The organism is Streptomyces sp. SD31, assembly GCF_052068475.1.
Classification (GTDB): Bacteria; Actinomycetota; Actinomycetes; order Streptomycetales; family Streptomycetaceae; genus Streptomyces.
Map to the genome: position 1 here is coordinate 1 of NZ_JBQHCX010000019.1, position 25855 is coordinate 25855.

At 68.7% G+C, this 25855-nt stretch carries 20 protein-coding genes and 7 pseudogenes; 11 read left to right on the forward strand and 16 right to left on the reverse strand.

Annotated features, from left to right (window positions below):
- From ACTMVF_RS33785 to ACTMVF_RS33805, 5 genes are all read left to right on the forward strand, one after another.
- On the forward strand, nt 1-5868 hold a 5868-nt coding region (locus ACTMVF_RS33785; protein WP_441274873.1), incomplete at its 5' end, for an SDR family NAD(P)-dependent oxidoreductase.
- 118 nt (nt 5869-5986) lie between these two features.
- Nucleotides 5987-7681, forward strand: coding sequence for a 3-hydroxyacyl-CoA dehydrogenase family protein (locus ACTMVF_RS33790; RefSeq protein ID WP_441274874.1), 1695 nt, complete (start codon nt 5987-5989; stop codon nt 7679-7681).
- Nucleotides 7682-7762: 81 nt separating this feature from the next.
- The gene (locus ACTMVF_RS33795) at nt 7763-8242 is read left to right on the forward strand and encodes a hypothetical protein (RefSeq protein ID WP_441274875.1); all 480 of its coding nucleotides are present in this window, start codon (nt 7763-7765) and stop codon (nt 8240-8242) included.
- Nucleotides 8243-9221: 979 nt separating this feature from the next.
- On the forward strand, nt 9222-9839 hold the full coding sequence (locus ACTMVF_RS33800; protein WP_441274876.1) for a PAS domain-containing protein: 618 nt from the start codon (nt 9222-9224) through the stop codon (nt 9837-9839).
- Nucleotides 9840-10269: 430 nt separating this feature from the next.
- Complete coding sequence (locus ACTMVF_RS33805; protein WP_441274877.1) at nt 10270-11271, forward strand: beta-ketoacyl-ACP synthase III; 1002 nt, start codon at nt 10270-10272, stop codon at nt 11269-11271.
- Between the two features lie 72 nt (nt 11272-11343).
- Here the strand turns inward: ACTMVF_RS33805 and ACTMVF_RS33810 are convergent, their stop codons facing one another.
- The 9 genes and pseudogenes from ACTMVF_RS33810 to ACTMVF_RS33850 all read right to left on the reverse strand — a co-directional run bounded on the left by ACTMVF_RS33810 (nt 11344) and on the right by ACTMVF_RS33850 (nt 16253).
- Nucleotides 11344-11796, reverse strand: coding sequence for a DUF6069 family protein (locus ACTMVF_RS33810; RefSeq protein ID WP_345013975.1), 453 nt, complete (start codon nt 11794-11796; stop codon nt 11344-11346).
- Nucleotides 11797-11888: 92 nt separating this feature from the next.
- Nucleotides 11889-12002, reverse strand: a pseudogene (locus ACTMVF_RS33815) (S-(hydroxymethyl)mycothiol dehydrogenase); the annotation flags it as partial.
- A 175-nt stretch (nt 12003-12177) separates the two neighbouring features.
- Nucleotides 12178-12918, reverse strand: a pseudogene (locus ACTMVF_RS33820) (class I SAM-dependent DNA methyltransferase).
- A 113-nt stretch (nt 12919-13031) separates the two neighbouring features.
- The gene (locus ACTMVF_RS33825; protein ID WP_441274878.1) at nt 13032-13481 is read right to left on the reverse strand and encodes a hypothetical protein; all 450 of its coding nucleotides are present in this window, start codon (nt 13479-13481) and stop codon (nt 13032-13034) included.
- Between the two features lie 105 nt (nt 13482-13586).
- Nucleotides 13587-13913: a hypothetical protein gene (locus ACTMVF_RS33830; RefSeq protein WP_441274879.1), complete on the reverse strand. Its 327-nt coding sequence runs from the start codon at nt 13911-13913 to the stop codon at nt 13587-13589.
- 138 nt (nt 13914-14051) lie between these two features.
- Nucleotides 14052-14231: a hypothetical protein gene (locus ACTMVF_RS33835; RefSeq protein WP_441274880.1), complete on the reverse strand. Its 180-nt coding sequence runs from the start codon at nt 14229-14231 to the stop codon at nt 14052-14054.
- A gap of 927 nt (nt 14232-15158) precedes the next feature.
- Nucleotides 15159-15445: pseudogene (locus tag ACTMVF_RS33840) on the reverse strand (MBL fold metallo-hydrolase); the annotation flags it as partial.
- Nucleotides 15382-15648, reverse strand: a complete 267-nt coding sequence (locus ACTMVF_RS33845; RefSeq protein ID WP_441275053.1) for a hypothetical protein — start codon at nt 15646-15648, stop codon at nt 15382-15384. The pseudogene ACTMVF_RS33840 and the gene ACTMVF_RS33845, both read right to left, overlap by 64 nt.
- A gap of 92 nt (nt 15649-15740) precedes the next feature.
- On the reverse strand, nt 15741-16253 hold the full coding sequence (locus tag ACTMVF_RS33850; protein WP_441274881.1) for a MarR family winged helix-turn-helix transcriptional regulator: 513 nt from the start codon (nt 16251-16253) through the stop codon (nt 15741-15743).
- 101 nt (nt 16254-16354) lie between these two features.
- Between ACTMVF_RS33850 and ACTMVF_RS33855 the strand changes: the two genes are divergently transcribed.
- Together ACTMVF_RS33855 and ACTMVF_RS33860 are read left to right on the forward strand one after the other, a co-directional pair.
- Nucleotides 16355-17833, forward strand: a complete 1479-nt coding sequence (locus ACTMVF_RS33855; protein ID WP_441274882.1) for an MFS transporter — start codon at nt 16355-16357, stop codon at nt 17831-17833.
- 61 nt (nt 17834-17894) lie between these two features.
- Nucleotides 17895-18071: pseudogene (locus ACTMVF_RS33860) on the forward strand (sigma factor); the annotation flags it as partial.
- Between the two features lie 9 nt (nt 18072-18080).
- On the opposite strand, the pseudogene ACTMVF_RS33865 reads toward ACTMVF_RS33860, so the two are convergent.
- Nucleotides 18081-18718 (reverse strand): annotated as a pseudogene (locus ACTMVF_RS33865) (Ku protein).
- A gap of 428 nt (nt 18719-19146) precedes the next feature.
- Complete coding sequence (locus tag ACTMVF_RS33870; RefSeq protein WP_441274883.1) at nt 19147-19623, reverse strand: hypothetical protein; 477 nt, start codon at nt 19621-19623, stop codon at nt 19147-19149.
- A 433-nt stretch (nt 19624-20056) separates the two neighbouring features.
- On the opposite strand from ACTMVF_RS33870, the gene ACTMVF_RS33875 reads away from it, so the two are divergent.
- Nucleotides 20057-20422: a hypothetical protein gene (locus ACTMVF_RS33875; RefSeq protein WP_441274884.1), complete on the forward strand. Its 366-nt coding sequence runs from the start codon at nt 20057-20059 to the stop codon at nt 20420-20422.
- 670 nt (nt 20423-21092) lie between these two features.
- On the opposite strand, the pseudogene ACTMVF_RS33880 reads toward ACTMVF_RS33875, so the two are convergent.
- The 4 genes and pseudogenes from ACTMVF_RS33880 to ACTMVF_RS33895 form a co-directional block, all read right to left on the reverse strand.
- Nucleotides 21093-21260, reverse strand: a pseudogene (locus tag ACTMVF_RS33880) (carbonic anhydrase); the annotation flags it as partial.
- Nucleotides 21261-21301: 41 nt separating this feature from the next.
- Entirely contained in the window at nt 21302-21625 is a 324-nt protein-coding gene (locus tag ACTMVF_RS33885; RefSeq protein WP_441274885.1) for a hypothetical protein, read from the reverse strand.
- 13 nt (nt 21626-21638) lie between these two features.
- Nucleotides 21639-22896 (reverse strand): annotated as a pseudogene (locus tag ACTMVF_RS33890) (IS256 family transposase).
- A gap of 164 nt (nt 22897-23060) precedes the next feature.
- Complete coding sequence (locus ACTMVF_RS33895) at nt 23061-23507, reverse strand: N-acetyltransferase family protein (RefSeq protein ID WP_441274886.1); 447 nt, start codon at nt 23505-23507, stop codon at nt 23061-23063.
- 165 nt (nt 23508-23672) lie between these two features.
- On the opposite strand from ACTMVF_RS33895, the gene ACTMVF_RS33900 reads away from it, so the two are divergent.
- Both ACTMVF_RS33900 and ACTMVF_RS33905 read left to right on the forward strand, forming a co-directional pair.
- A complete protein-coding gene (locus ACTMVF_RS33900) occupies nt 23673-23951 on the forward strand; it encodes a hypothetical protein (RefSeq protein ID WP_441274887.1) in 279 nt (92 codons plus the stop codon).
- A gap of 301 nt (nt 23952-24252) precedes the next feature.
- Complete coding sequence (locus tag ACTMVF_RS33905; protein WP_441274888.1) at nt 24253-24681, forward strand: hypothetical protein; 429 nt, start codon at nt 24253-24255, stop codon at nt 24679-24681.
- Nucleotides 24682-24705: 24 nt separating this feature from the next.
- On the opposite strand, the gene ACTMVF_RS33910 is transcribed toward ACTMVF_RS33905, so the two are convergent.
- Nucleotides 24706-25038 (reverse strand): transposase, encoded by a 333-nt coding sequence (locus tag ACTMVF_RS33910; protein WP_441274889.1) that lies wholly within the window; start codon nt 25036-25038, stop codon nt 24706-24708.
- A 281-nt stretch (nt 25039-25319) separates the two neighbouring features.
- Between ACTMVF_RS33910 and ACTMVF_RS33915 the strand changes: the two genes are divergently transcribed.
- Entirely contained in the window at nt 25320-25751 is a 432-nt protein-coding gene (locus ACTMVF_RS33915; RefSeq protein ID WP_441274890.1) for a CPCC family cysteine-rich protein, read from the forward strand.
- The last annotated feature ends 104 nt before the right edge of the window (nt 25752-25855 follow it).

Here is a 25855-nt window from a genome sequence, read left to right on the forward strand (position 1 = left end):
GTCTTCGGCAATGCCGGACAGGGCAACTACGCGGCGGGCAACGCCTTCCTCGACGCTCTGGCCGCTCGCCGTAGGGCTGAAGGGCTGCCCGCCGTGTCCCTCGCCTGGGGTGCCTGGGAGACCGGCATGCCGGCTCAGGACGACGCCGAGCGCATGGCCCGCTCGGGCATGCCCGCCATCAGCGCCGACCACGGCGTGGAACTGTTCGACGCCGCCGTAGGCAGTGACGCGGCGGCCGTGCTGCCGGTCGAACTCGGCCTCGCGGCCCTCAAGGCCGAGGGAACCGTGCGGCCGTTGCTGCGCGGTCTGATCCGCGTCAAGTCGCGCCGCAGGATCGCCGGGGCGGAGACCGCATCCGGCCTCGTCCAGCGGCTGTCCGCCCTCGACGAGGCGGGCCGCACCGCGGCGCTCGTGGACCTGGTGCGCGGCGAGGTCGCCGCGGTCCTCGGCTATGACACCACCGCCGCCGTCGACCCGGAGCGCGCCTTCCAGGAACTGGGCTTCGACTCGCTCACCGCGGTCGAGCTGCGCAATCGCCTCACCGCGGTCACCGGACTGAAGCTGCCCGCCACCGTGGTGTTCGACTACCCGTCCGCCCACCAGCTCGCGGCCTACGTCAAGGACGAACTCCTCGGCGCTCAGGCCCCGGCGGACAACCTGCCCGCCGTGTCCACTGCGGCCCTGTCCGACGACCCGATCGTCATCGTCGGCATGGCCTGCCGCTACCCCGGCGGGGTCACGACCCCCGAAGAGCTGTGGCAGCTGGTGCTCGACGGCACGGACGCCATCACCCCGTTCCCGACGAACCGAGGCTGGGACCTGGACACCCTGTTCCACCCCGACCCCGACCACCCCGGCACGTCGTACACCCGCTCCGGCGGCTTCCTGCACGACGCCGACCAGTTCGACGCCGAGTTCTTCGGGATGTCCCCGCGCGAGGCACTGTCGACCGACGCACAGCAGCGGTTGCTGCTGGAGACGGCGTGGGAGGCCCTGGAGCGCACGGGCGTCGACCCGGTGTCGCTGCGGGGCAGCCGGACCGGTGTGTTCGCCGGCGTCATGTACAACGACTACACGCAGCTGATCGGCGGCGCCGACACCGAGGGCTACGGCAGCACCGGCGCCTCGCCGAGCGTGGTGTCCGGCCGTGTCTCGTATGTGCTCGGGCTGGAGGGCCCGTCGGTGTCCGTGGACACGGCGTGCTCGTCGTCGCTGGTCGCGATGCACTGGGCGATGCAGGCGCTGCGCTCCGGGGAGTGCACCCTCGCCCTCGCCGGAGGTGTCACGGTGATGTCCACGCCGGGCTCGTTCGTCGGGTTCTCCCGACAGCGCGGGTTGTCCGAGGACGGCCGCTGCAAGGCGTTCGGCGACGGCGCGGACGGCGTGGGCTGGGCCGAGGGCGTCGGCGTCGTCGTACTGGAACGGCAGTCGGATGCGGTGCGTAACGGTCACCAGATCCTCGCCGTGGTCAAGGGCTCGGCGGTCAATCAGGACGGTGCGTCGAATGGTCTGACCGCGCCGAACGGTCCGTCGCAGCAGCGGGTGATCCGGCAGGCTCTCGCCAGCGCCGGGCTGTCCACCGCGGACGTCGATGCCGTCGAGGCCCACGGCACCGGAACGACACTGGGAGACCCCATCGAGGCGCAGGCCCTGATGGCGACCTACGGCCAGGACCGCGACGTACCGCTCAAGCTCGGTGCCATCAAGTCGAACATCGGTCACACCCAGGCCGCCGCCGGCGTCGCCGGAGTGATCAAGATGGTGCAGGCGATGCAGCACGGCATCCTGCCCAGGACACTGCACGCGGACACGCCCTCGTCGCACGTGGACTGGACGGAAGGCGCCGTCGACCTGCTCACCGACACCACCGAGTGGCCCGAGGTCGACCGCCCCCGGCGCGCGGCCGTGTCCTCCTTCGGCATCAGCGGCACCAACGCGCACGTCATCCTGGAGCGGGGACCCGCGGTGGACTCCCCGGCCGCCCCGGACACCGAGCCCGTGCGAGGCGTCCCGTGGCTGGTGTCCGCCAAGACCGAGGCGGCGTTGTCGGGCCAGATCGAGCGGGTCCGGGAACTCGACGGCGACCCGATCGACATCGGCCACTCGCTGCTCACCGCCCGATCGAGGTTCAGCCACCGCGCAGTCCTGCTCGGCGGTGTGGAACTCGCCCGAGGCGCGGCCGCCCGCAAGCCCCTCGCCTTCTTGTTCTCGGGTCAGGGTTCGCAACGGCTGGGGATGGGGCGGGAGTTGTACGACCGCTTCCCGGTGTTCGCGGAGGCCTTCGACGCCGTACTCGTCCATCTGGACCCGGCTCTGCGTGAGGTGATGTGGGGCGAGGACGAGGAGCTGCTGAACCAGACCGGTTACACCCAGCCCGCTCTGTTCGCGCTGCAAGTGGCCCTGTACCGGTTGGTGGAGTCGTGGGGCGTGAGGCCCGATCACCTGGCCGGTCACTCCATCGGCGAGATCGCGGCGGCCCATGTCGCGGGTGTGTTGAGCCTGGAGGACGCGTGCCTCCTCGTCACGGCGCGCTCCAGTCTGATGCAGGAGCTGCCTGCTGGTGGTGCGATGGTCTCGGTGGTGGCCTCCGAGGAGGAGGTGCTGCCGCACCTGACCGAGAAGGTTTCCATCGCTGCCGTGAACGGCCCGGCGTCCGTGGTCATCGCGGGTGACGAGGCTGAAGTGCTGGAGATCGCGTCGCGTTGGAAGTCGAAGCGGCTGCGGGTGTCGCACGCCTTCCACTCCCCGCTGATGGACCCGATGCTCGACGACTTCCGCGAGGTGGTCGAGGACATCAACTTCGAGGCCCCGAGCATCCCGTTCAGCACGTCGGGCGATGTGACCGACCCCGAGTACTGGGTGCGGCACGTGCGCGACGCCGTACGCTTCCACGACAACGTCCAGGCACTGGGTGACGTGGCCTTCCTGGAGATCGGCCCGGACGGTGTGCTGTCCGCGATGGTCGCCCAGCACGTGGCCGACGCGGTGGCGATCCCGGTCCTGCGCAAGGGCAAGCCGGAGGAGACCGCGGCGCTGACCGCCCTCGCGCGGCTGCATGTCGGCGGTGCCGATGTCGACTGGACGTCCTTCTACCTAGGCGGAAAGCTCATCGACCTGCCCACCTACGCCTTCCGGCGGCAGAGCTACTGGCCCAAGGTCGCCGAAGGCGCGGGCGACGTACGGGCCGCCGGTCTGCGCGGTGTCGTACACCCGCTGCTCGGTGCGGCCGTCGAACTCGCCGGTTCCGCGGGCCACTTGTTCACGAGCAGGCTCTCGCTGCGTACGCACCACTGGCTCGCCGACCACGTGATCATGGGCCGGGCCCTGGTGCCCGGTGCCGCGCTGGTCGAGCTGGCGCTGCGCGCCGGTGACGAGCTGGGCTGCGACACCGTGGAGGAGCTGACGATGGCCGCGCCGCTGGTCCTGCCCGAACAGGGCGGTGTCCAGGTGCAGGTGTCCGTAGGCATCGCCGACGACGACGGCCGACGTACCGTGACGGTCTACTCGCGGCCCGAGGACACGGACCTGCCCTGGACCGAGAACGCCACCGGCCTCCTCGCCACGGGCGGTCGGCCCGCCCCGTCGAACCCCGCGTCCGACCTCGGATCCGGCACCGCCGAGTGGCCGCCGGCCGGCGCCGAGGCCATCGACCTCGACGGCGTGTACGACCGGTTCGCCGAGGTCGGCTTCGGCTACGGGCCGGCGTTCCAGGGGCTGCGGCGGGCGTGGCGGGCGGCCGGCGCGGTCTACGCCGAGGTCGCACTGCCCGAGGGCACGGAAGCCGGCGGGTTCGGCCTGCACCCGGCGCTGCTCGACGCCGCCCTGCACACCGCGTTGCTCGGCGGCGAGGAGCGGGGCGGGAGCGGCGGATCCGCTGCGCTGCCCTTCTCGTGGGAGGGCGTCTCGCTGCAGGCCACCGGTGCCTCGGCGGTACGGGTGAGGATGGAGCGCGACGAGAGCGGGGCGATGTCGATAGCCCTCGCCGACTCGTCCGGCACTCCGGTCGCCCAGGTGGAGTCCCTGGTGGTGCGGGAGGTCTCCGCACAGCAGCTGGCGGGCTCCGGCGTCGGGCGCGACTCGCTGTTCACCTTGAACTGGACGCCCATCGCGGCGAACACCGCCTTCGACGAGCCGGTCGCGGTCGCCGGTGAGGACGCCTTCGGCCTTGCGGACAGCTTCGTCGGCGGCCGGGTCCACCCGGACATCGCCGCCGCGGACGCGGACGTGGTGCTGGTCGAGGTCGTCGCCCTCTCCGAGGACGTCGTGGACTCGGCGCACGCGGCGGTGTCCGACGCACTGGTGAACATCCAGGAGTGGCTGACCGCCGAACGGTCCGGACGGCTCGTGTTCGTCACACGGGGTGCCATCGCCGCAGCCGACGGGGATGTCCCGGACGTGGTGGGCGCCGCCGTGTGGGGCATGGTGCGCGTGGCGCAGTCCGAACACCCCGGGCGCTTCGGCCTGCTCGACCTCGACGACCGGCGCTCCTCGCTCGCCGTGCTGCGCCAGGCCGTCGCCGTCGAGGAACCGCAGGTCGTCATCCGCGACGGGGAGGTTCTGGCCGGACGGCTGGCCCCCGCGCCGCAGCCGCAGGAGGAGCAGACCTGGACCGGGCCCGTCCTCATCACCGGCGGCACCGGCGCGCTCGGCCGGATCATCGCCCGGCACCTGGTGGACCGGCACGGCGTCACCGAGCTGGTGCTGGCCAGCCGCAAGGGCGAGGCCGACGTGAGTGAACTGGAGGCGGCCGGCGCGACCGTGTCCGTGGTCGCCTGCGACATCGCCGACCGGGACGACCTGAGGGCGCTGCTCGTCCGGCACCCGGTCAGGTCGGTCGTGCACGCCGCCGGTGTCCTCGACGACGCCACGGTCGAACAGCTGACGCTGGACCGCATCGACCCGGTGCTCCAGCCCAAGGCCGACGCGGCCTGGTTCCTGCACGAACTCGCCGGCGACCTCGACCACTTCGTGCTGTTCTCCTCGGTCGCGGGCACGCTCGGCAACCCGGGGCAGGCGAACTACGCGGCGGGCAACGCGTTCCTCGACGCCCTCGCCGCCCGCCGCCGGGCCGAAGGACTGCCTGCCGTCTCGCTGGCCTGGGGCGCCTGGGACACCGGCATGCTCACCGCACAGGACGCGGCCCGCATGGCCCGCGGCGGCCTGCCCGCGCTCACCGAGGAGCAGGGCGTACGCCTCTTCGACGCGGCGCTCGGCACCGGGCTGCCGGTCCTGCTGCCGGTCCGCCTGGACCTGGCGGTGCTACGGGACCTGGGCGAGCCGGCGCCACTGCTGCGCGGTCTCGTCCGGACGAAGTCCAAGCGGGCCGTCGCCGGACAGGAGACCGCCGACTCCCTGGTGCGCCGGATGGCGGGACTCACGGAGGACGAGCGCACGGCGATGCTGCTGGAGGTCGTCCGGGGTCAGGTCGCCGAAGTGCTCGGCCACGGCGCCGGTGAGGAGATCGAACCCGAGCGCCAGTTCCAGGAGCTGGGCTTCGACTCGCTCACCGCCGTCGAGCTGCGCAACCGCCTCGGCACGGTCACCGGTCTGCGCCTGCCCGCCACGCTGGTGTTCGACCACCCGACCCCGAACGACCTGGTCGAGCTGCTCCGCTCCGAGCTGAACATCGGCGAACCCGCCCAGGGAACACCGGCCCTGCTCGCCGAACTCGACAAGATCGAGAAGGCGTTCGCCGACGCCACGGGCGGCTTCGACGAACGGTTCCACCAGCAGGTCGCCGGCCGCCTGGAGGTGCTGCGCACCAAGTGGGCGGAGCTGCGCAAGGGAGACACAGGCGGCGGGATCGACCTGGAGACGGCGTCCGACGACGAGATGTTCGCCCTGCTCGACTCCGAGTTGGGGCTGTAGCCGGCACAGAGCCGGGCCGGCCGACCCTGCCGGCCCGGTCCTAGAGGCCCTAAAGGTCCCAAAGATTTCATTGGTCCCATTGGTCCCAAAGACCCTATCAAGTAAGGAGTGCGACGCCATGACGGAGCTCGTGATCGGGATAGTGGGGCTCGGCTCGCTGGGCGAAGGGCTGGCCCGCGCGTTGCTCGGCAACGGCACGGAGGTGATCGGCGTCGACCACGACCCGGCCGTGGTGGCCCGGGTCGGTGACCGACTGGACGGGCCGCTGCTCACGCTCGGCGACAGGCCACTGCTCACCCTCGGCACCGAACCGGCCGACCTCAAGCGCGCCGACCTGGTGATCGAGGCCGTACCGGAGGACCGGGCCGCCAAGGAAGCCGTGCTGCGTGGGCTGGTCGAGCTGGTCGAGCCCGGCACGGTCCTGCTCACCACCACGTCCACGCTGTCGGTGTCCGAGCTCGCGATCGCCTCGGGGGCTCCGGACCGCGTCGTCGGCCTGCGCTACTTCCTCCCGCCGCCCGAGGGCGGCAACGCCGCGCTCGTCGAGACCGCCATGGCGGCACGGCGGACGTCCGAACTGGCGCGCAGCGTGGCCGCTCTCGCGGACACGGAGGTGGTCCCCCTCGGCGGCCGGCCGAGCGAGGTGGCCGCCGCGCTGGTCCACACATGGCTGAACCGGACCGTCGACCTTGCCGCCGAGGGCTATGCCGACGTCGAGGACATCGACACCGCCATGAGACTCGGCTGCGGCCTCGGGCAGGGCCCGTTCGAGATGCTCGATCTGATCGGTCTCGACACCGTCCACGCCTCCCTCACGGCCCTGGGCGTCAAGCCCGCCGCGCTGCTCGACCGGCTGGTGGCCGAGGGACGCCTGGGACGCAAGACCGGGCACGGGTTCCACCGGTACGACGATGCCGGTGCCCGGGTGCGGACCGGCCGTGTCACCGCCGTCACCGGAACGCCCCGCGCGATCACCCGGGCCGGTGTGGCCGGCTCCGGCACCATGGCGCGCGGTATCGCCGAGGTCCTGGCCGTCGCGGGCATCCCCACCACTCTCGTCGCCCGCACCGCGGACAAGGCCGAGGCCGCCCGGAACGCCGTCGCCGCCTCACTCGCCCGGTCCGTCAGGAAGGGCCGCATCACCGAGCAGGACCGGCTGGACATCCTCGCCCGGCTCACCACGGGAACGGACTACGAGGGCCTCGCGGACGCCGACCTAGTCGTCGAAGCCGTCGCCGAGGACATGGCCGTCAAACCCGCGGTGCTGCGCGCGATCGACGCACACCTCCCACCGGGCGCCGTCATCGCCACCACCACCTCCAGCCTGTCCGTCACCGAGATCGCCGAGCACACCGGCCGGCCCCGCGATGTGATCGGCCTGCACTTCTTCAACCCGGCACCCGTGATGCGGCTGGTCGAAGTGGTGCGCACCCGCCACACCGACCCCGATGTGCACGCCACGGCACACGCGCTGGTGGCACGGCTGCGCAAGACGGCCGTCGACTGCACGGACCGTACCGGGTTCATCGTGAACTTCCTGTTGTTCCCGTACCTCAACGACGCCGTGCGCCTGCTCGCCCGCACTGATGTCACCGTGGCCGAGATCGACGCCGCGGTCAGCACGGCGTACCCGTACCCGATGGGGCCGTTCACCCTGCTCGACACGATCGGACTCGACGTGTCGCTCGCGATCATGGAGATGCTCAGCGGGTCGCAGGGCGCCCCGGCCGAGCCGCTGCGGCAGTTGGTGGCCGCCGGCCACCTGGGACGCAAGACCCGGCGCGGGTTCCGAGTGGCCGAACAGGTGGAGTGAGACTTTTCTGTCGTCGGAGCTACGCTTGGCGACAGGACGTGGGGGGCGGCCATCGCCCGCCGAGAGGTGGTTGGGGGCGTCATGACTCAGGAGGCGTTCGGGGAGCGACGGCACGTCGCCGTCTTCAGCGACCCCGAGCACGGGCAGGAACTGCCCATGTTGGCACTGATCGAGGAACTCGTCCGGCGCGGCCACCGGGTCACCTGGGCGACCGGGTCCGAGCTGGCCGCGCGGCTGGCCATTTCGGGGGCGACGGAAGACGGTTGGGACGTCGTGGGGTTCCTCGACGACAGCAGTTCGCCGGCCGCCGTCGCGCGGGGGTACTTCGCCGACGATCTGCCGGACGTCGTCATCTACGACAAGACCGCCAACGCCGTCGCGGCGGCCATCGAGCCGAGGGCGGCCGGGGAGATCGAACTCGTGCAGGACGAGTTCGTCGACGACGAGTTCATCGACTTCCTCACCCGCTTCGGGCTGGCGTTCGTGTCCGGAGGGCCCGGGCTGTACCGGCTCGTTCCGGCGTGCTTGGAGCGCTCGGCCCGACACCGAGGGCACCGGTGACCGGCTCGGCGGAGGCGATCCGGATCAATGGTTGCCTAGGGCACTCACATTGACGCGCGTCACCTTGTGAGGTGGGGTGGTGTGCGGTTTCGGCGCGCCTCTGTTGTTCGTGCGGGAAAGTGGCTCGAATGAGTCGGGCTATTTCTGGAGAATGGGAAGAGCTTGTGAAGGCTTCCGTGCTAATCTTCGCGGCCCAGGGGTGCCGGTTCATCAAGACTTGGTGAATGACTTGGGTTGCAGTGGGTGCCTGCAGGTGCGCACGTCATAGGCGCTTTCTGTCTGTTCCCCGTCGGTCGGCGCCGCTCCAGCCGCCGAATTGTAAACTTCCGGCACCGGTAGTGATGCGAGAGGGTTCACGCGGTAACGGAGCTGCAATAGAGCGGAAATGGGCCGTGAAACCCAAGGTGGATCTTGGCGGAAAAGGAGCCTGTCGGTGCAGGGATCCCAGGGGCCGCCGCGCGGCGTAAGGGTCCTGGTGGCAGCCGGAGGGGTGTCGAGGTGTCCCCCCCCCAAGTCGCGTGGTGGGTGGGTCGATCCGACCGGCGGTGCCTGGCGGTGCACCCTCGGCGCTTGGCCGGGTTGTGGTGTGGGTGCTCACACGGTCCAAGGTCGATGGGGTTGTCGGAACCTACATCTCGCGTTGTCCCGCGGCTCTGGTGACCTGCACCTTTCTGCAGAATGTCGGGTTTCGCCCGAGTTTCCTCTGTGTGTGATGCGCCGATGAGAGCCCCAGGTTACTGACGGATAGTCATTAAGTGGTGGGATGGCTTCATTGACCCTGCGATCCGAATTTCCTTACGATCAAGCCCGGGGGATTCCTAGAATTCCTCCCGGACGGGCGTCGACTTTCCGGGCGGAGCTAGGATTCGGTACCTCAAATTTAGCTCAAGTGAGGACAGCTTTTATGCAGACTGCCGCCGCTGGCTATCTCGGAATTGACCAGTCCTCTGGTCCGGCAACGGCTACGAACGTGCCCGAAGTGGATGTGTTCAGAACGCTCCTGGACCGGTCCGGCCTCCTCCTCGCGAGCCTGGACCCCCAGATGTGCGTCGTCGAGGCGAACGAAGAGTTCGTCGACCAGTTCGGCTGCGACCGGGAGACCCTGGTCGGCAGCAGCTTCTACGACCTGCTGCACCCCGGTGTGCACGCCCCCATGCGCAAACAGTTCCAACGCCTCCTCGACGGGCGCCGCGAACGCTTCGTCGAGCACCTCGCCGGCATAGGGCCCCGGCAGGCCGTGTTCACCGGAGACATCACGGGCATCGCCGTGCACGCCGCGTGCGGCGAGCTCGTCGGGTTCGTCGTCGTCGTGAACCCGGAGGAGGCCGTACAGGTCAACGCCGTCGTCGTCGACCGCACCCGCATCCTCAGCGAGATCGACGCCCGCATCCTGGAAGGCATAGCCAGCGGCGAGTCCACGATATGCCTCGCCTCCCGCCTGTTCCTCAGCAGGCAGGGCGTCGAGTACCACGTTGGCACCATGCTCAAGAAGCTCAAGGCACCCAACCGCGCCGCCCTCGTCAGCCGCGCATACAGCCTCGGCGTTCTGAGTGTCGGCAAATGGCCGCCGAAGGTGTCGCCCGACTATGTGAAGTGACCGCCCCGGACGAGCCGGATCCGGACGCCGACGGCCAGGGCCACCGCCCAGAGCCGTCCCGGAACACCGACGCCCGTCCCCGCGCCGAACTCGCCACCCACCGCACCACGTACCACCGCTCGGTCCGTGGACTCCCAGCAGTGGCGCCCATCCGTTCCGCCGCCCGGGCCGTGCACAGCACGATCCGAAGCCCGTCCCCCCACCCGCAACCACCGCGGGCCTCGCGCGCCCTGTGGTCTCATCCCGAGCCGACGGCATCCGTCGGCTCACCTCATTCCTCCCAAGACCGGCGGTCGTGCCCGCCCGCCCGCTGTGGCACGGCGGGCGGGCCGTCGCACGTCTTTCACCCATGCGCCTCTGCGCCTCCATCTCTCCCAGCCGCTCGCTGACCACAGCGCCGCTGGACGTCGACCCGTGAGGAAGGACGAGAATGCCGGCAGCGATAGTCGCGGGACTCGGATCATGGCTCCCGCCGAGGGCAGTGACCAACGAGGAACTCACCCACAGACTCGCCACCACGGACGAGTGGATCCGCAGCCGCATCGGCGTCGCCACCCGACACATGATCGACCCCGGCACGGCGACATCGGATCTCGCCGTCGAGGCTGCCCGGCGCGCCCTGCGCTCGGCGGGCGTGCCCGGAGCGGGCGCCGTACTGCTGGCCACCACCACCCCCGACCGGCCCTGCCCCGCGACGGCACCCGAGATCGCCTCCCGCCTCGGCCTCGGCACCGTGCCCGCCTTCGACCTCGCCGCCGTCTGCACCGGCTTCGTCTACGGCCTCGCGGTCGGCGCCGGTCTCATCGCATCCGGACTCGTCGAGTCGCTGCTCGTGATCGGCGCGGACACCTACTCCACGATCCTCGACCCCGAGGACCGCACGTCCTCCGTGATCTTCGGGGACGGCGCAGGTGCGGTGCTGCTGCGCGCCGGTGATCCCGAAGAGCCGGGCGCGCTGGGCCCGTTCGACCTCGGCAGCCACGGCGAACTCGCGGACCTCATCACCGTTCCCGGCGGCGGATCGCGGCAGCGCTCTTCCCCGGCCCCGGCCGACCCGGGCGACCAGTACTTCAGGATGGAGGGCCGCGCGGTCTTCGCCAACGCCGTCGCCCGGATGACCGCCTCGTCGCAGTCCGCGCTGAAGAGCGCCGGGCTGCAGACGTCCGACGTGGACCGAGTCGTCGCGCACCAGGCGAACGCCCGCATCCTGGACGCGGTCGCCACGGAACTGCGGGTGGACCGCGACCGCTTCGTGTCCAACATCGCCCGCGTCGGCAACACCTCAGCCGCCTCGATCCCGCTGGCCCTCGACCACGGTCTACGCGACGGGGAACTGCGGGCCGGCCACCGCGTGCTGCTGACCGCCTTCGGCGGCGGCCTCACCTGGGGGTCGACATCGCTGACGTGGCCCGAGATCGCCCTCGCGGACTAGCGGGGCACCTCGGCGGGGCCGGGCATCAGCGCGGCCCCGCACCACAACTTCCCGAACAGGGCACGTACTTGCTCAGGCCCCGAGCGGCGCGTGGACTTCATCGGTCGGCGAGGTACGGTCCTCCGCCAGGGGCATGACACGCCGAAAGATCGGCACGGCGATCACCGCGACCACCACGTGCATGACCATGAGCGCGAACACGCCGAGCACGTCCGCGCCATCGAGGAAGAACACCGGAACGTCGGCGAGGAAGGACACCCCGACCACGGTCGGCACCAGCTTGCGCAGCACTGCCCGGGGACGCTCGGAACGCCGGCGGATCCGCGCCCACACGACGGCGCCCACGATCACGCCGAGGGTGGTGAGCACCACGTACCCCTTGGGCTGCAAGCCCTGGATCACCTGCGGATCCGAGCCGAGGCTCCGCGCCACCCACGACACCAGGGCATTGCCCGCGCTGCCCAGTACCGCCGCGGCGACGGTACCCAGTACGACCTGGCCGCGATGGAGTTTCTCAATGGTCATGGCACTCCCGTGTCGTCGAGGAGAAGGGGCGGTCCGCCCGACGATAGGGGCGCCGGATCTGGCATGCGGCAAGGAAGTTGCGCGCTTTGCGCTCAGAGCATCACCACCGAGCGCGGGACGTAGCCGTGGTGCATCCGCTCGAACGCCTTCTCCGCCTCGTCGAGTTGGATGGTCTCGGTCACGAACAGCATCGGGAAGTCACGCGAAGACGTCCGGCAGCGGCACTTCGAGCTTCATCCGAGCGGTGGTGGGGGACCAGGCTCGCGGCGCGGGGTCGCGGGAGCCGTCGCCATGGCGGCGTCGACGGCCGTCGCGGAGCGGCGGTCCTGCTGTTGACACGCACCAGGGCGCCTGAAACCAGCCAGTGAGCCTGAACCGGCGTCAGCCAACCGGCTTCTTCCACACCGACACATGCTTGCCGCTCTCGCTGGTGAACGGCTCGCGCGTCCAGTCCTGCCACCGGTCGCGCAGCCGGAGTCCGGCGAGGCGGGCATCAGGTCCAGCTCGGCGGGCCAGATGTAGCGGAACGGGATGGACCAGTGTTCGGCACGGCCATCGGTGATGGTGACGTAGTTGGAGTTCATCGCCTGCGTGGCGACGTCGTAGGTGTCGAACGCCCAGCGCGACTCGCTGATGTGGAACGGTACGGCGTTCTGCCCGGCCGGGAGTTTCCGCAGCTCGGGAACCATGACCTCGACGACGAAGCAGCCGCCCGGCGCCAGGTGCGCCGCCACGTTGCGGAAGCAGTGGACCTGGGCGTCCTGGGACGTCAGATTCATGATCGTGTTTGAAGACCGGATACGCCATGGAAAGGCTCTGCTCCACCCGCGTCGACGCGAAGTCCCCGATCGTCACGTCGATCGCGTCGCCGCCGGGCTTGGCGCGCAGCCGGTCCACCATGGCGCGGGACGTGTCGATGCCGTGCACCGGCACACCGCGGCCGGCCAGCGGCAGCGCGATGCGGCCGGTGCCGATGCCGAGTTCGAGCGCCGGGCCGCTGCCTGCGAGTTCGGCCAATAGGTCGACCGCGGGGCCCACCACGTCGGGACGGGACATGTCCGCCGTCGACTCGTCGTAGGTGGCCGCGATGTTCTCTCCGAAGCAGCCGTCCGCATCGATCACTTCGCGACCGTACTGCTCCTCGCACTCGCTCGCCAGCGAAGCGATCGACGAGCAGTTGTACGACGACTTGGAGGCCGTACTCGGCGAGTACGCGCACCCAGCCCCGCACGAGATCACGGCCATCGCGGAGCGTTTCCGCAAGGCGACCACCGATCTCGTGGAGATCGTTCCGTACTTGGTGCGGTGTGGCGCGCGTCCGGGACGCTGGACGAACCGGCGAACGTCTGCTGCTTGTAGTGCTTGTGGCCCTGCTTCTCGGTCAGGTACTGGGCGATCTCGGTGCCCGCGCCGGCGAAGGCCAGCTGGCCGGCGGCTCCGGTGCGCGCGAGCAACTGGCCATACCAGCCGAGCTCCTTGCGGGGGACGAGGAACCCGTCCTGGATCCGTTCCTGGCCGCCGTCGGCAGGTACCTTCACCGCACCGGCATACGCGAGGTTCCGCTCCGACAGCACTGCGTCCGCGCTCCCTCGCCCTGTGGCTGGCCTCGCGGGCAGCAGTCCTTCGCCCGGCGCCTGCAGAGCGTTGACGGTGATTCCGTCCAGCGCGAGTAGTTCCGTGGACATCAAGAGGCACGGCGTGGTGTTCCACTCGGCAAGGTGGAAGTGCTCGGCGCGCTCGCTGCCCCTGGCCAGCTGCTGGAATGCTGAGCGGTCGGCCTTGGCGGTGCGCTAGGTGGCCTTCTGGTGGTTGCCGTTGACCGTCACCACGAAGACACGAGACCGCCTGCCCGGGCGCCATGCTTCGATGAAGAAGTCGGGTCGCGGCTTGGCGCCCAAGGACGGTCGAGGGCCGGAGCGTGCGAAGCCCCCCAGGAGTATGGCTTCCGCGTCCAGCGTGGAGACCATGTGGTCCGGGAAGTGGTTCCGCACAGTGCGTTCGGCGACCGCGAGTCCGAAAGCCCGCCCCAGTTCCCGTGCCTGCATGGCCCTGTAGGAGAGTTCCGGGCTCTGGCCGTCGTCGGTGAGGGCCAGGTGGCCGCTGGGACCGGCGGCCATGGCCTGGCAATACTTCAGTCCTTGCCAGTGTTCGGCCGGCCCTCTACCGCGTCCATGACGGGCGAGGGTGGTGGCTCGCGCGAAAACGCTCAGCAGGTTCCAGGGGGTGGAGACGAGATCCTGCCGGTCGGCGCCTCCTCACGGCCCGAGTTCGGGCTTACGGGAACTCGGCTCCTTCTCGTCCTGCTTTCGTGCGCGCTGTCGATCGATGGCGGCGGCCGCCTTGTCCATGTCCGTAACCAGAGCGGCGGTCGATTTCGTACGCACGGAGATCTCTGTGCTGAGCCGGTCGAGTACCTCTTCCACAGATGCTGACACGGCTCGGCACCGTACGAGCGCAGGCATGGGCGCACGCAAGTGCGCATGGGCGCTTGCGTTGCCTCAGCAGGGTGGGCACACGATCATCGGTCCGCTTGGCAGGTCAAGAGGACGACGGCACCGTGTCGGTATATCACTGTCAGCTCAAGCCGTTGGTGACACTGAGCAACCATGCGCGGATGCCGACCGGGCCAATGGAGCGTGCTGCGATGCAGGCCGCCAGCACCGAGTCGGCACGCCACCAACCCCGTGCTGGTTCCGTGCTGACTTCGAGGGCCGGAATCATGGAAAACCGCAGGCCCTAGCCCCGATCGAATGAGTTGTCGTACCACTCGATGGTGGTGCCGATGAGGCTGGCGGCGACGATGCGCTTGAGGTTGCCGGGAGGTGGGGGAGCGGTGGTTCCGGAGGCCATGTGCGCCACTTCCTCGTGTGCGGTGGGGACGGGTAGATATCGGCACACGGTAGAAAGGCGCAGGTCAGGCGCACATGTGGTGGGGCAACATAGTTCTGGGTCTGGCTATGCGTGCGGGCTCCATGCCTCCCCGTGAAGCGGTGTGAAGCGGTGGCTCAGAGGCCCGCATAGGGCGGAAGCGACCGCTGTTCGAGAGGCGTAGTTAGTGGTGATTTGGCGGCGCCGTGCTGAGTCCCGTGCTGGTTTGGTGCTGACTGAGAACCCACGTCATCACCCGCCCACCCTTCCCGTGCTGACTTGGGGCTGACTTGGTGCTGACTACGCAGCGTTGAACTCCGGCCTTCGGGACTGATCGGGCGAGGCTCGGTAGGTGACTGCCCCCTCGTACTTGCTGCTCCCGTAGCCCGCCACTGCGGGAGCGGGTCCTCTGTCTCTTCTCCCGCGCGGAGTCGTCTTGGGCTCCATGGTGGGGACGACGTGCTGTTCATTGCCCATGCCGAAGGTGCCCAGGTTCATCTGGGCGGTGGTGATCGGGGCGGCGTTCCAGGCGTCGTTGCGAGCCTGTTTGAAAAGGGCCGTCGAGATGGGTGAGGCACCGGGAGCGGGAAGTGCGAGTACGAACGTCCCGTGGCCCCCGGCCCGCCCTGGAAAGAGTGTCTCCGGTGAAGACCGTGGCCAGTTCCTCGGCGTGGAGGCACACCGCGCCTTGAGTGTGCCCGGGGGTGTGCAGGACCGTCAGTTCTGTCCCGGCGACGATGAGACGGCGGCCGTCGGAGACGTAGCCGTCGGGATCCCGGTCGCCATCCCCCGCCCCTGGTCGCGCCACAGCTCCTCGTGCCCCACCCGGCTGCGCACGTCGCCGCACAGGCGATGGTCGTCGCCACCTACGACATGGTTGATGCCGCCACGAGTACTGAGGAACTCGCCACAGAGCAGGACACCGGCACAAGCGGCATACGACCGCTTCAGCGACAGTGCCGCCACGTATTCCAGCGCCCACACATGACAAGTTCCTGTGCCCGGGCCGGTTCCACGACAGGGCGTGAGCGGACCGGGTCCGGTGCGGTCGCGATGTGTGGTGCTCCGGCGGAAGTTCATGACTCCGTCGTCGGATGTGCGGCGCGGGTCCGTGGCCGTGACTTGGCCAGGCCGGTTGCCATGGCGTCGAGCAGGGTGAGGGCGGCGTCGAGGTGTGTGGAGTCGTGGTGGGCCGCTGCTGAGACGGCTGCGGCCCATTCCCGGCGGACGAGGGCGTAGTTGGCGCGTCCGTGTTCGGTGACGTGGACGGTGACGCCGCGGCGGTCGCCCGGGTCGGCGCGTCGCTCGATGAGGCCCTTCTGCTCCAGTCCGCGCAGGACGGTGGAGAGGTTGGTGCGCTGCAGTCCGGTCGCCGTGGCGATGCGGCTGGGCGGGGCGGCGGGCTCGCACTGGAGGTAGCGCATCACCATGCCCTCGGACGGGGAGAGAGGGATGGCCCGCTCGTCGGTGTAGCCGCGGAACTGGATCTCCCGACTGATGATCAGGATGAGGTCGGCCAGCTCGGCCCACCGCTGCTCATCGTCCGGCGCGGTCATCGGGCCCGTTGGGTGTGTCTGCTCCTCCGTCACGGCTCCAGGGTACGGGGTTGCCCGAAAGTGGTTATGACCTCATACTCATTGCGAAGCGTGTAGTTATGACGTCATAATCTCTCTGTCTTCTGGAGGCTTTCATGACGACGATCACTTCCTCCCGGCATGCCAGGGCGAGCAGGCTCTCGCCCCATGCCGCGGCCCGCGCAGGCGGGCTGCATCCGGCAGGGGTGTTCATCCTGCTGGCCGGCGCGTTCCTGCCGATCATGGACTTCTTCATCACCAACGTGGCCCTGCCCAGCATCGACGCCTCGCTGCATGCCTCGGCGTCGTCGCTGGAGCTGGTGATCGCCGGGTACGGCGTCGCGTACGCGGCCCTGCTGGTTCTCGGTGGCCGGTTGGGGGACCGCTACGGCCGCCGTCGCGTCTTTCTCGGCGCGTTGGTGGGTTTCGTGCTGGCCTCACTGGCCTGCGGTGTCGCTGCGGACGTGGGTGTGCTGATCGGGGCCCGCATCGTCCAGGGCGCCACCGCGGCCCTGCTCATTCCGCAGGTGCTGGCGACCTTCCATCACGTCCTGGAAGGGGAACGCAGGGCCCGTGCCGTGGCGTTGTACGGGGCGACCTCCGGAATCGCTGCCGTGGTCGGGCAGTTGGTGGGCGGCCTGTTGGTGAGCGCCGACATCGCCGGGACCTCGTGGCGGCCCATCTTCCTGGTCAACTTGCCCATAGGCGTGGTGGTGCTGGTCGTGGCGGCCCGCGTCGTGCCCGACACCCGTTCGCACCATCCGGTCGGCATCGACCTGCCCGGCACCGTGCTGTTCGCCGCCACGCTGACCGCCCTGCTGGTTCCTCTGACCGAGGGCCACTCGCTGGGCTGGCCGTGGTGGACCTGGCTGTCGCTCGGTGCTGCGGTCGTCCTCGGCGCCGCCACCTACGTCGTGGAGAAGCGCGCCGAGCAGCGTGGCGAGGTCCCGCTGCTGCCGCCGTCCGTGCTGCGCCTGCCGTCGATGTCACGCGGCCTGGTCATGGTGTTCGCCTTCAGCGTCGGCTTCGGCGCGTTCATGTTCGTCTTCGCCCTCACCGTCCAGAACGGCCTGCACGCCGATGCGCTGCACGGTGGCCTGGCCATTCTGCCCATGGCCCTGCTGTTCTTCGCCGGTTCCCTGCTCGCGCCCCGCGTCATCAGCCGATACGGCAGGGCGGCCCTGACCGCAGGTGCCATCGTCCAACTCGTCGGCCTGGCCTTGCTGGTGACGGTGCTGGTTGCGAACTGGCCGCATGTCGGTCTTTGGGCCATGGCCGGGCCGCTCGCCCTGGTGGGCGCCGGGCAGTCGATGCTGTTCGCCGGTCTGTTCCGCAGCGTGCTCGCCGATGTTCCCGCCCATCTCGGCGGTATCGGCAGTGGAGTACTGATCACCCTGCAGCAGAGCGGACTCGCCCTCGGCGTGGCCACGCTCGGCACGCTCTACCTGACCCTGGCTCCGCACGACGTCGCTCACGCCTTCGCCGACGTCGAGTACGTCCAGATGGGCATCGTAGCCCTGCTCGCGGTCGGCGCCGCCGCCCTGCCGCGGTTCACCGAAGGTACCTCGGCGGCCACTCCGGTCGTCGACGTTTGAGCCCGCCGCCCCGCGAGTAGGAAGCCCAGGCCGTCATGCAGGAGGCCCTATGAGCACAGTCATGGACGGTGCCGACCGTGGGCGCCAGGGCCGAAGGGAGTCCGAGGCGCAGCGTCACGTGCGGTTCGAACCGGCCCTGGCGTTCCTTGACCGGCTCTACTCGGCCGCCTTGCGCATGACCTGCCATCCGGCCGACGCCGAGGATCTGGTGCAGGAGACGTATGCGGCCCCTCGAGGTCGTCGCGGGTCATGCTGTCCATGAGTCGAACACCTTGCCGCCCCTCTCCTCAGGCTCGGGTGCCTCAGGCAGGGGCTTGCCCTCACGCTTCGCCTCGATGACTTGTGCCAATGCGTCGGTGTACGAGTGCGTCGGATCCGGAGGTGCCAGCGCCCCGTCGATCTCTTCCTCGGTAAGCTCCACGGGCGGGGGCAGCAGCTCGGCAGGGGCGCGGATCTCGTCGGGCCAGCGCATGGCGTGCAGCACGATCACGTCGTCCTTCACTCGCAGCAGGCCCAGCCGTTCACGCCCCGACCAGGCGTACTTGGCGATCGCGACCTTCGACGAGCGCGACAGGCCCTGAACAAGCAGCTGTACGGTTTCGCCGCGACCTGGCCGTTCGCCTGCAGGTAGTAGCCCTCACCGATACGGATCGGGTCGATCGACTCCAGCGGCATGAACGCCTCGATCTCGATCGCCTTCGCGGTCGGCAGGGGCAGCTCCCTCAGCTCCTCATCACTGATCGGTATGACCTGCTGCTTCGTCAGCTGATAGCCCTTGCCGATCTCAGCGTTCGCGACCTCACGGTCCTCGACCTCGCAGTGCTGGCTTCGTTGATCTCTAGGAACAGCATTTGTCGACCGGTTCCGGAGGCGGTTGGTGATCACCCAGCTCGCGGATGTCGATGACAAGCGACGGCGGCATTGTCGTGTCTGGGGATGCGGGACGGCCAGCCGCCCGGCAGGGCGGCTGGCCGTCGAAAGTGGGAGTAGTTGCAGAGGTCGACCGGAAGGGAGACCGGGGGCGGTTCAGGCCACGTATGAAGCTCGATGCGGTCGGCTTCGTTCGTCTCGTGCGGCGGTCCTCGTGGGCCGCCCCGTGCGTGCGGACGTTGTGGCCCGCGTGTAGATGATGGGGTTGGCGGCTCGGTGCAGATCAGCGAAGCAGCCCACCCCGCTCAGTGAGCCGGTCGCCCGCTCGGCTGGTATTGCTGGCCTTGGTGTGTTTCCGGCCTTCGGTCGGTCCGCCTGGTCGGGGGCAGCGGGTCCCGGGACTCGCGGCGCCGGGACCACCTTTCCTGCGGACGGAGCCGGGCCTACAGGTAGTACCAGTCCACGGCAGTGTCCATGCCACCGCTTCCGTAACTAATGACGGAGACGGTGATGACCGGGTTGCCCTTGGTCTTGCCGCCCACATACCAGCACTTGAGGTACTTGAAGCCGCGCGCGGGCGGGCACGACTGGTCCGAGCGATAGCCGACCTTCCGGCCGTTGATCGTGTGCACGCTGGCGCCGATGAGGTGATCGCTGTCCCAGTACGAGTTGGAACCCGCGCTGCCACAACTGGTGATCTGGCTGCCGCTTCTGCTGTTGTTGAACCAGTCGCTCGCGGCGCAGTTCGCCAGCCTCTTCACCTCCGTCGAGCGCCAGCTGAAGTCGCCGCTGTACGACATGGCCGCCTGGGCCATTCCGGCGTTGAAACCGACCAGGACGGTCGCGGCGGCCGCCACCGTGCCGATGCGGGCCGCGGTCGTCTTCACCGCGCGCGAGCGCGTGGAAGCTGTTGCAGTCATTTTCGTTCCTTCTGTGCCTCGGGGGATCGGACAGAGCTATTGAGACTTCAAGAACCCACCGGCTCGTGGCCAAACGCGGAACGGACCCTGTCGAATGAATGAGAATGAACTTCATTTCTGATCACCTCGGTGTGGGACTGACTGTGCGGACAGACCGGAGCGGGTGGTATGCGAGCCGGCGCGAGGGCCAGCCGGCCTCCGGGGGCGGCCCGCCATGTCCGGGGCCGCCGTTGGCCATCGCGGAGCGACGCTCGAGAGATCCTCGGCTGTTCGCCGGAAGGGATCCGGCGGACATCGTCTGTCAGAAGCTGTGCACAAATTCCCGCTGGGACATCGAGCGGTACGACGCCGCCCGGGATCCCGTTGCGTGACCTGTACCCGGGAACATCTCGTTCCGCCCCGCAGCGTGGGGTAGCACCCCTACAGTGGCGACATGAACATTCGCTGGAAGGGCGAGATCTGGTCCTTGATGCTGGTGAAGCGGCCTGACTGGACGTCCCTGTCCAACTCCAGCACGGTCGGTGCATTCAGCAGTCTTCTGCGCGGCAGCGGCAACAATCTCGTCGGGCACGCCGACCTGTTCCCCGCGGGACGCGTTGTCGCGGGCATCGTCGGCGCCACGGCGGTGACGTCCGTCGCGGCCACCGTCGCCGCCATGAAGGTCAAGAGCCGGTTCGACGACCGCAAGGCGAACCTGCGCACCGAGGAGGCCGCGGACGTCGCCGAGGAGACGTCCCAGAACACCCCGGCCGTGGTCGAGGTGTCAGACGTGTCCGTGACCCCTCCGATCCCTGTGTGACCGTCAGGCAAAGCGTCGGCGCGGCCCGTTGCAGATCCGCATGACGCACAGGCCCGCGCCGTAAGGCGGCGTCCTTGCTTGCCCAGGCAGATGCGCTGCCCCGGCCCGGACCTGGAGGATCATTCACAGGCACTGACCGCGCGGGCACGCTCCAGGCCCTCCCTCCCGAGCCGAAGGCGAAGGACTGGAGCGATCTTCGTCAGGTTGTGCGGTGCGGATCACCCGCACCGTTCACCTCCTCACAGCCCGCGTGCGGCAAGATCCGCGAGCCGGTCGAAGGCCTCGGCAAGGCCGTCCCGGGGTGTAAGCAGCGCCTTGCCAGCGGCCTCGCGGACCCTCATGTCCGAGGGAATCTCGCACAATGCCGTGATGCCCGCCTCTGCCAAGTGCGTTGCGACGGCTGCAAGTTGCTCTGCGCTTCCTCGGTCGTCCCGGCGCACCTGGTTGCGTACGAGGATGGTGGTGCCCTTCGGGGAGAAGCCGGTGGACTTGACGAGCCGAGATGACGTCAGCGGCGATCGCCTCCGGTGCGCGGGGGCACGGGGCGGATCTCGATGCGGTCTTCCCAACCCGCGGTCAGATCCTGGCCGTTGGCCGCGGCTTCCGCGCAGTGGTCCTTTCGCGCGCGCCGGATGGGCGGCGTGCGTGGGGTGCGGAAGGAATGGTCGGGTCAGTCTCGGGCGCCTGCCGCCTGTGCCTCGCGCAGCTCCTGCACTTCACCGGTGTCCACCCGGTAGAACCAACCGTGCAGGCTCAGCCGGTCCTCCGCCAGGGCTCGTTCGACACAGGGGTACCGGAGCAGCTCCGCCAGTTGTGCGGCCACGTGGAGGTGCACCCAGGTCCGTGAGCAATTGTCAAAAGCTGTGGATCAGTAGCTCTTCACGTTGCCTCGTGGTGCAGGTGGATGAGCCCTTGGATGCAGCCCAGGCGGGCCCGCAGGGCGGGGTCCGGGGTTGAGGTGGTGGTGAGCAACAGCACCTGGGCCGCCGGGTGTTCCGGAGCATAGAGGTCGTCTTCACCGCCGTCGCCAGGGATCGAGTTGGGCTGGATCTCGGTCCGCCCGTTGGGGCTGCTGGCGAGGTGGTAGACACCTCGGTAGTCGCTGTCGCGCTCGGTGAAGACCAGTCCGAGGCGGTCGCTGACGAGCCGGACCAGTTCGTCGGCGGTGTGGGTGTTGGTGCCGTAGGTGTGGTGGTCGGTCATGGTGCACCAGACCCTATGCCGCGACGGTGGCGGGACGCTCGACCAATTGCCCGCGTTCGAAGCGGGCCCCCGGCACGGACGAGCGCGGCAAGGTGGGGTGCGTTCACGGCCCGCCACCGTTGCTGGGCGGACTCGACGAGTTTGAAGACCATGGCCAGGGCTGCAGTGCGGGAGCCGGCGCCGCGGGTGACCTTGGTGCGCAGGCGGACGGTGGCGAAGGTCGACTCAATGGGGTTCGTGGTCCGCAGATGGATCCAGTGCTCGGCCGGAAAATCGAAGAACGCCAGCAGTTCCTCCTGAGCGTCGGTGATCTTTTTGACCGCCTTGGGGAACTTCGCGCCGTAGAGCTTCCCGAACGTTTTGATCGCCTGTGCCGCGTAGTCGCGGTCCTCGGCGTTGTAGATCTCCTGGATGGCCTTCTTCGCGCCGGACTGCGCGGACTTCGGCATCGAGTCGAGGACATTGGCCGTTTTGTGAACCCAGCACCTTTGCTCACGGGTTTCGGGGAACACCTCGGCCAGGGCCTTCCAGAAGCCCAGCGCCCCGTCGCCGACCGCAAGGACCGGGGCGCGCATGCCCCGGCGGGCGCAGTCGCGCATCAGGTCGGCCGACGACTCGGCGGACTCGCGGTAGCCGTCCTTGAGCGCGACCAGTTCCTTGGAGCCGTCGGCACGCACGCCGACGAGCACGAGCACGCACGCCTTGGTTTCCTCCAGGCGGACTTTGAGGTGGATGCCGTCGGCCCACACGTAGACGAAGTCGACCTCCGAGAGATCGCGGTCCATGAAGGCGGCGTGATCGGCCTGCCACTGCGTCGTCAGCCGGGTGACCGTGGCCGGGGAGAGCCCGGCCGCGCTGCCGAGGAACTGCTCCAAGGCGGGCACGAAGTCGCCGGAGGACAGGCCGTGCAGGTAGAGCAGCGGCAGCACCTCGCCAATCCTCGGGGACTTGCGGCACCAGGGCGGCGGGATCGCCGAGGAGAACCGCTTGCGCTCGCTCGCCTCGGCGTCGACGCGCTTGTCGTTGACTCGCGGCGCCTTCACCTCGATCGCGCCGGCCGTGGTGGTGACCTGCCGGGGCTGGTGGTAGCCGTTGCGCACAACCAGGCGACGGCCACGCTCATCGCGCTCATTAGCCAACTCGGCTATGTAGGCGTTGACTTCGGCCTCCAGCGCGGCGGCCAGCATCCTTCGTGCGCCCTCCCGGACGATCTCGTCGATCAGGGAGGAGCCGTTGGCGGTGCTGCCGTCGTCGTTCACTACGCTGAGCACGGACGTGCCTTCCCGGCCGGTGCTGCGAACACCGGTCTTGCTCGGTGACCAATCGATCAATCACCCGGGAAGGTACGTCCTCCCCGAGCTGATCCACAGGTCTTGAGCATTGCTCCTCGTGCGTTCCGCTTCACGTCACGGGTAACGGGGTGCATCCGCCCCGTCTACGGTCGGCAGAGGTAGAACAGCTCGGGGTCGCCCTCATCGAGGCCGTGGAGAAGGCCGACCGGGCTCCAACCGGCTCGTTGAAGCAGTCGCTGCATCGGCTGGTTGGAGACGTTGGTCGAGGTGAAGAGCTTGGGGGTCGTGCACGAGGCAGCCACGGCGTTCAGCAACCGATGACCAACGCCTCTGCCGCGGGCCGATGGGGCCACCATCAGCATGGTGACAAAGCCCTGTTCGAAGAACGTGTACTCAACCACGCAGTAGCCAAGCAGGCCAGACGCGTCCTCCGCTACGACCACCAAGCCCTGCTGGCACCACTTTCGGATGCTCGCCTGCCGCCCTACGTCACCTTCGACCGCGACCGCGTCGATCACAACCAGCGCGTCCGATTCTGACTCACTCGCGCGGCGCACAACGAACTCGCCGAGGTCCACTGAATCGTCCATGAGCTCATGCTGTCAGTTCGCTCCAGAAGCCGTCCTCCCCCAGTCGTCTATCGCGGACCAGGTCGTAAGAGGTCGCGCGGATAGATGGCCGCTGGGGCGGCGTTGAGGGCGTGTACTCCAGCTAGGCTCAGAAGATCACCGGTTACAGACCGCTATGAGGGAGCCATGGCCGTGACCTACTTGATGCTCGCGCGGCTACCTGAAGGGGGCTTGGGCGCCTTCGATGCTTATGAGAGCGCTGTCCTGCCCCTCCTTGCCGAGCATGGAGGGCGTCTTGAGCGCCGACTGCGCACTCTGGACGATCAGGTCGAGGCTCACCTCATCACCTTTCCCAGCAGCGAGGATCTCGCTGCCTTCCGGGCGGATCCCCGGCGTTCTGCCGCTGCACCACTGCTGGAGTCGTCTGGGGCAGCGGTCGAACTGCTCGCGGTGCGCGACGTTTAGATGTGGCGCGGACGACGGTGCGGTCATGGTCGGCGGTTCGAGCGTTCGTCCCGAATGCGTCGACGACGGTGGCGCGCCGCTTGTAGCAGCGGGCGAGCCGGTAAGGCGTTTCCTGCCGGCCCTTGGTTGGAGGATCGTCTCCGGCTGACTAGCACTGCGGCTTTCGCACTCCGCCGGTGTCCCCGGCGGCGGACCACTGTACGATTTTGAGCGCGTTCAAATATGGTTAAGGTTCGGCCGAAGGGGAGGGGTTGGTGTGGGCAGACAGTTGTGGCGCTCAATCGCCTTCGTAGGGGCGGTGGTGACGCTGACGGTGTCCTGCGGCTGGGCTGCGGCGATCCACGCCGCAGAGGTCTCAGCGGATCAGGTTGAGGGACGATGGGCAAGCAAGGGCAGCGCATCCCTGACCTTTCACGAGGATCACACGTTCACCGCCGAGCACTTCGACGAGTTGCCCGTCTCATCAGACTGCACGGGGCCTTCGGCCTTGTCATCTGGCCGCTGGGCGTTCTATGCCCCCGCGGAATCCGGCCAGATCAACGCCGCTGACGAGAACACCACACGCGGCACTGTGGTGTCGCTGATCTTCTCCGCTGGCGACTGTGAGGTGGACGCTTACCTCTTCGGTGACGAAGACGACCCTGTGATGTGTCCGACCGGGGACCCCGATGCCGGCTGCCCTAGCGACGGCTACCTCCGCCGAAACCAGGCCACGGCTTCCCGCTCCTGAAGCGGCCGAACTCGGCCAGTCGGATCAGGTCAGCAGTACCGGCTTCCGTAACAGCGTGAAGCCCGCGCGGCCGAACATCTGGCGCTTGAGCATCTTGATCCGGTTGACGTGTCCTTCGACGACGCCCGAGCTCCAGGGCAAGGTGAGTCCGGCGATGACGGCGTCGCGGTCGCGGGCGATGCCCGCGGCGAGTGTATGGAGGCTGGGTAGGTCGTCTTTGCGGACGGCATCGAGCCACTCGGGCAGCCGTTCGCCCTGGCGCTCGGTGAGCATGGTCGCGAAGGACCGGACGTGGCCCAGGAGGGCGTCGCGTTCGGCGCAGTTGGCCAGGACGGTCTTAAGTCGGAGCCGTTCCATCTCGGTGATGGAGTTCGGGAGGCTGAGGATCCACGTGGTGACCACCCGAGGTGCCGGCGCTGTGCGGCAACTGGGCGGGGTGAGGTGCGCTTCTTCCTGATGTAGCCGCTGACGATGCCGTAGCTGCCCTTGTAGCCGAGTGGGACGACAGGCGCAATCTGCTCAGCAAGGCTCGTCATGCTCAGACCAACGAGTCACATCGCCGAACGAAACGAGTCTGAGCTCGGGGCGGGTGGGGACTCAGGTGCGGCATCGCATTGGCATGGCGCAGGATGGCCGGCGTGAAACTGACCTTCCCGTGCGTGTGCTGCGGCCATCTGACCCTGGGCGAGTCGCCCGGCTTTTATGAGATCTGCCCAGTGTGCTTCTGGGAGGGCGATCGCGTGCAGCTGCGCTGGCCCAACTGGGTCGGCGGCGCCAACCGGCCTTCACTGATTGAGGCTCAGGCCAACTTTATGGAGCTCGGAGCGTGCGAGGAGCGGTTCGCGACCAAGGTCCGACCGCCCCGGGATGACGAGCCGCTGGATCCGAACTGGCGCTCCATCGATCCGGAGCACGACGACTTTGAGCCCCGGGGCACGGGAGGCACCGTGGCCCGACGACGGCACGGTGCTGTACTGGTGGCGTTATCGCGACACCGGATCCTGGCGTCGTGGCGGTTGAGACGAGCTGGCTTGCTCGTCGAGACGAGTCCGCCTCAACCGCCGTTATGAGCGCAAGCCGACGGGCTTCCTTGCCTTCGCCGCCATAGCCACCAGCCTGATCAGCTACCGAAGACTCACCAAGTGAAACGACGTCTAAGACCGTGTTTTACGTG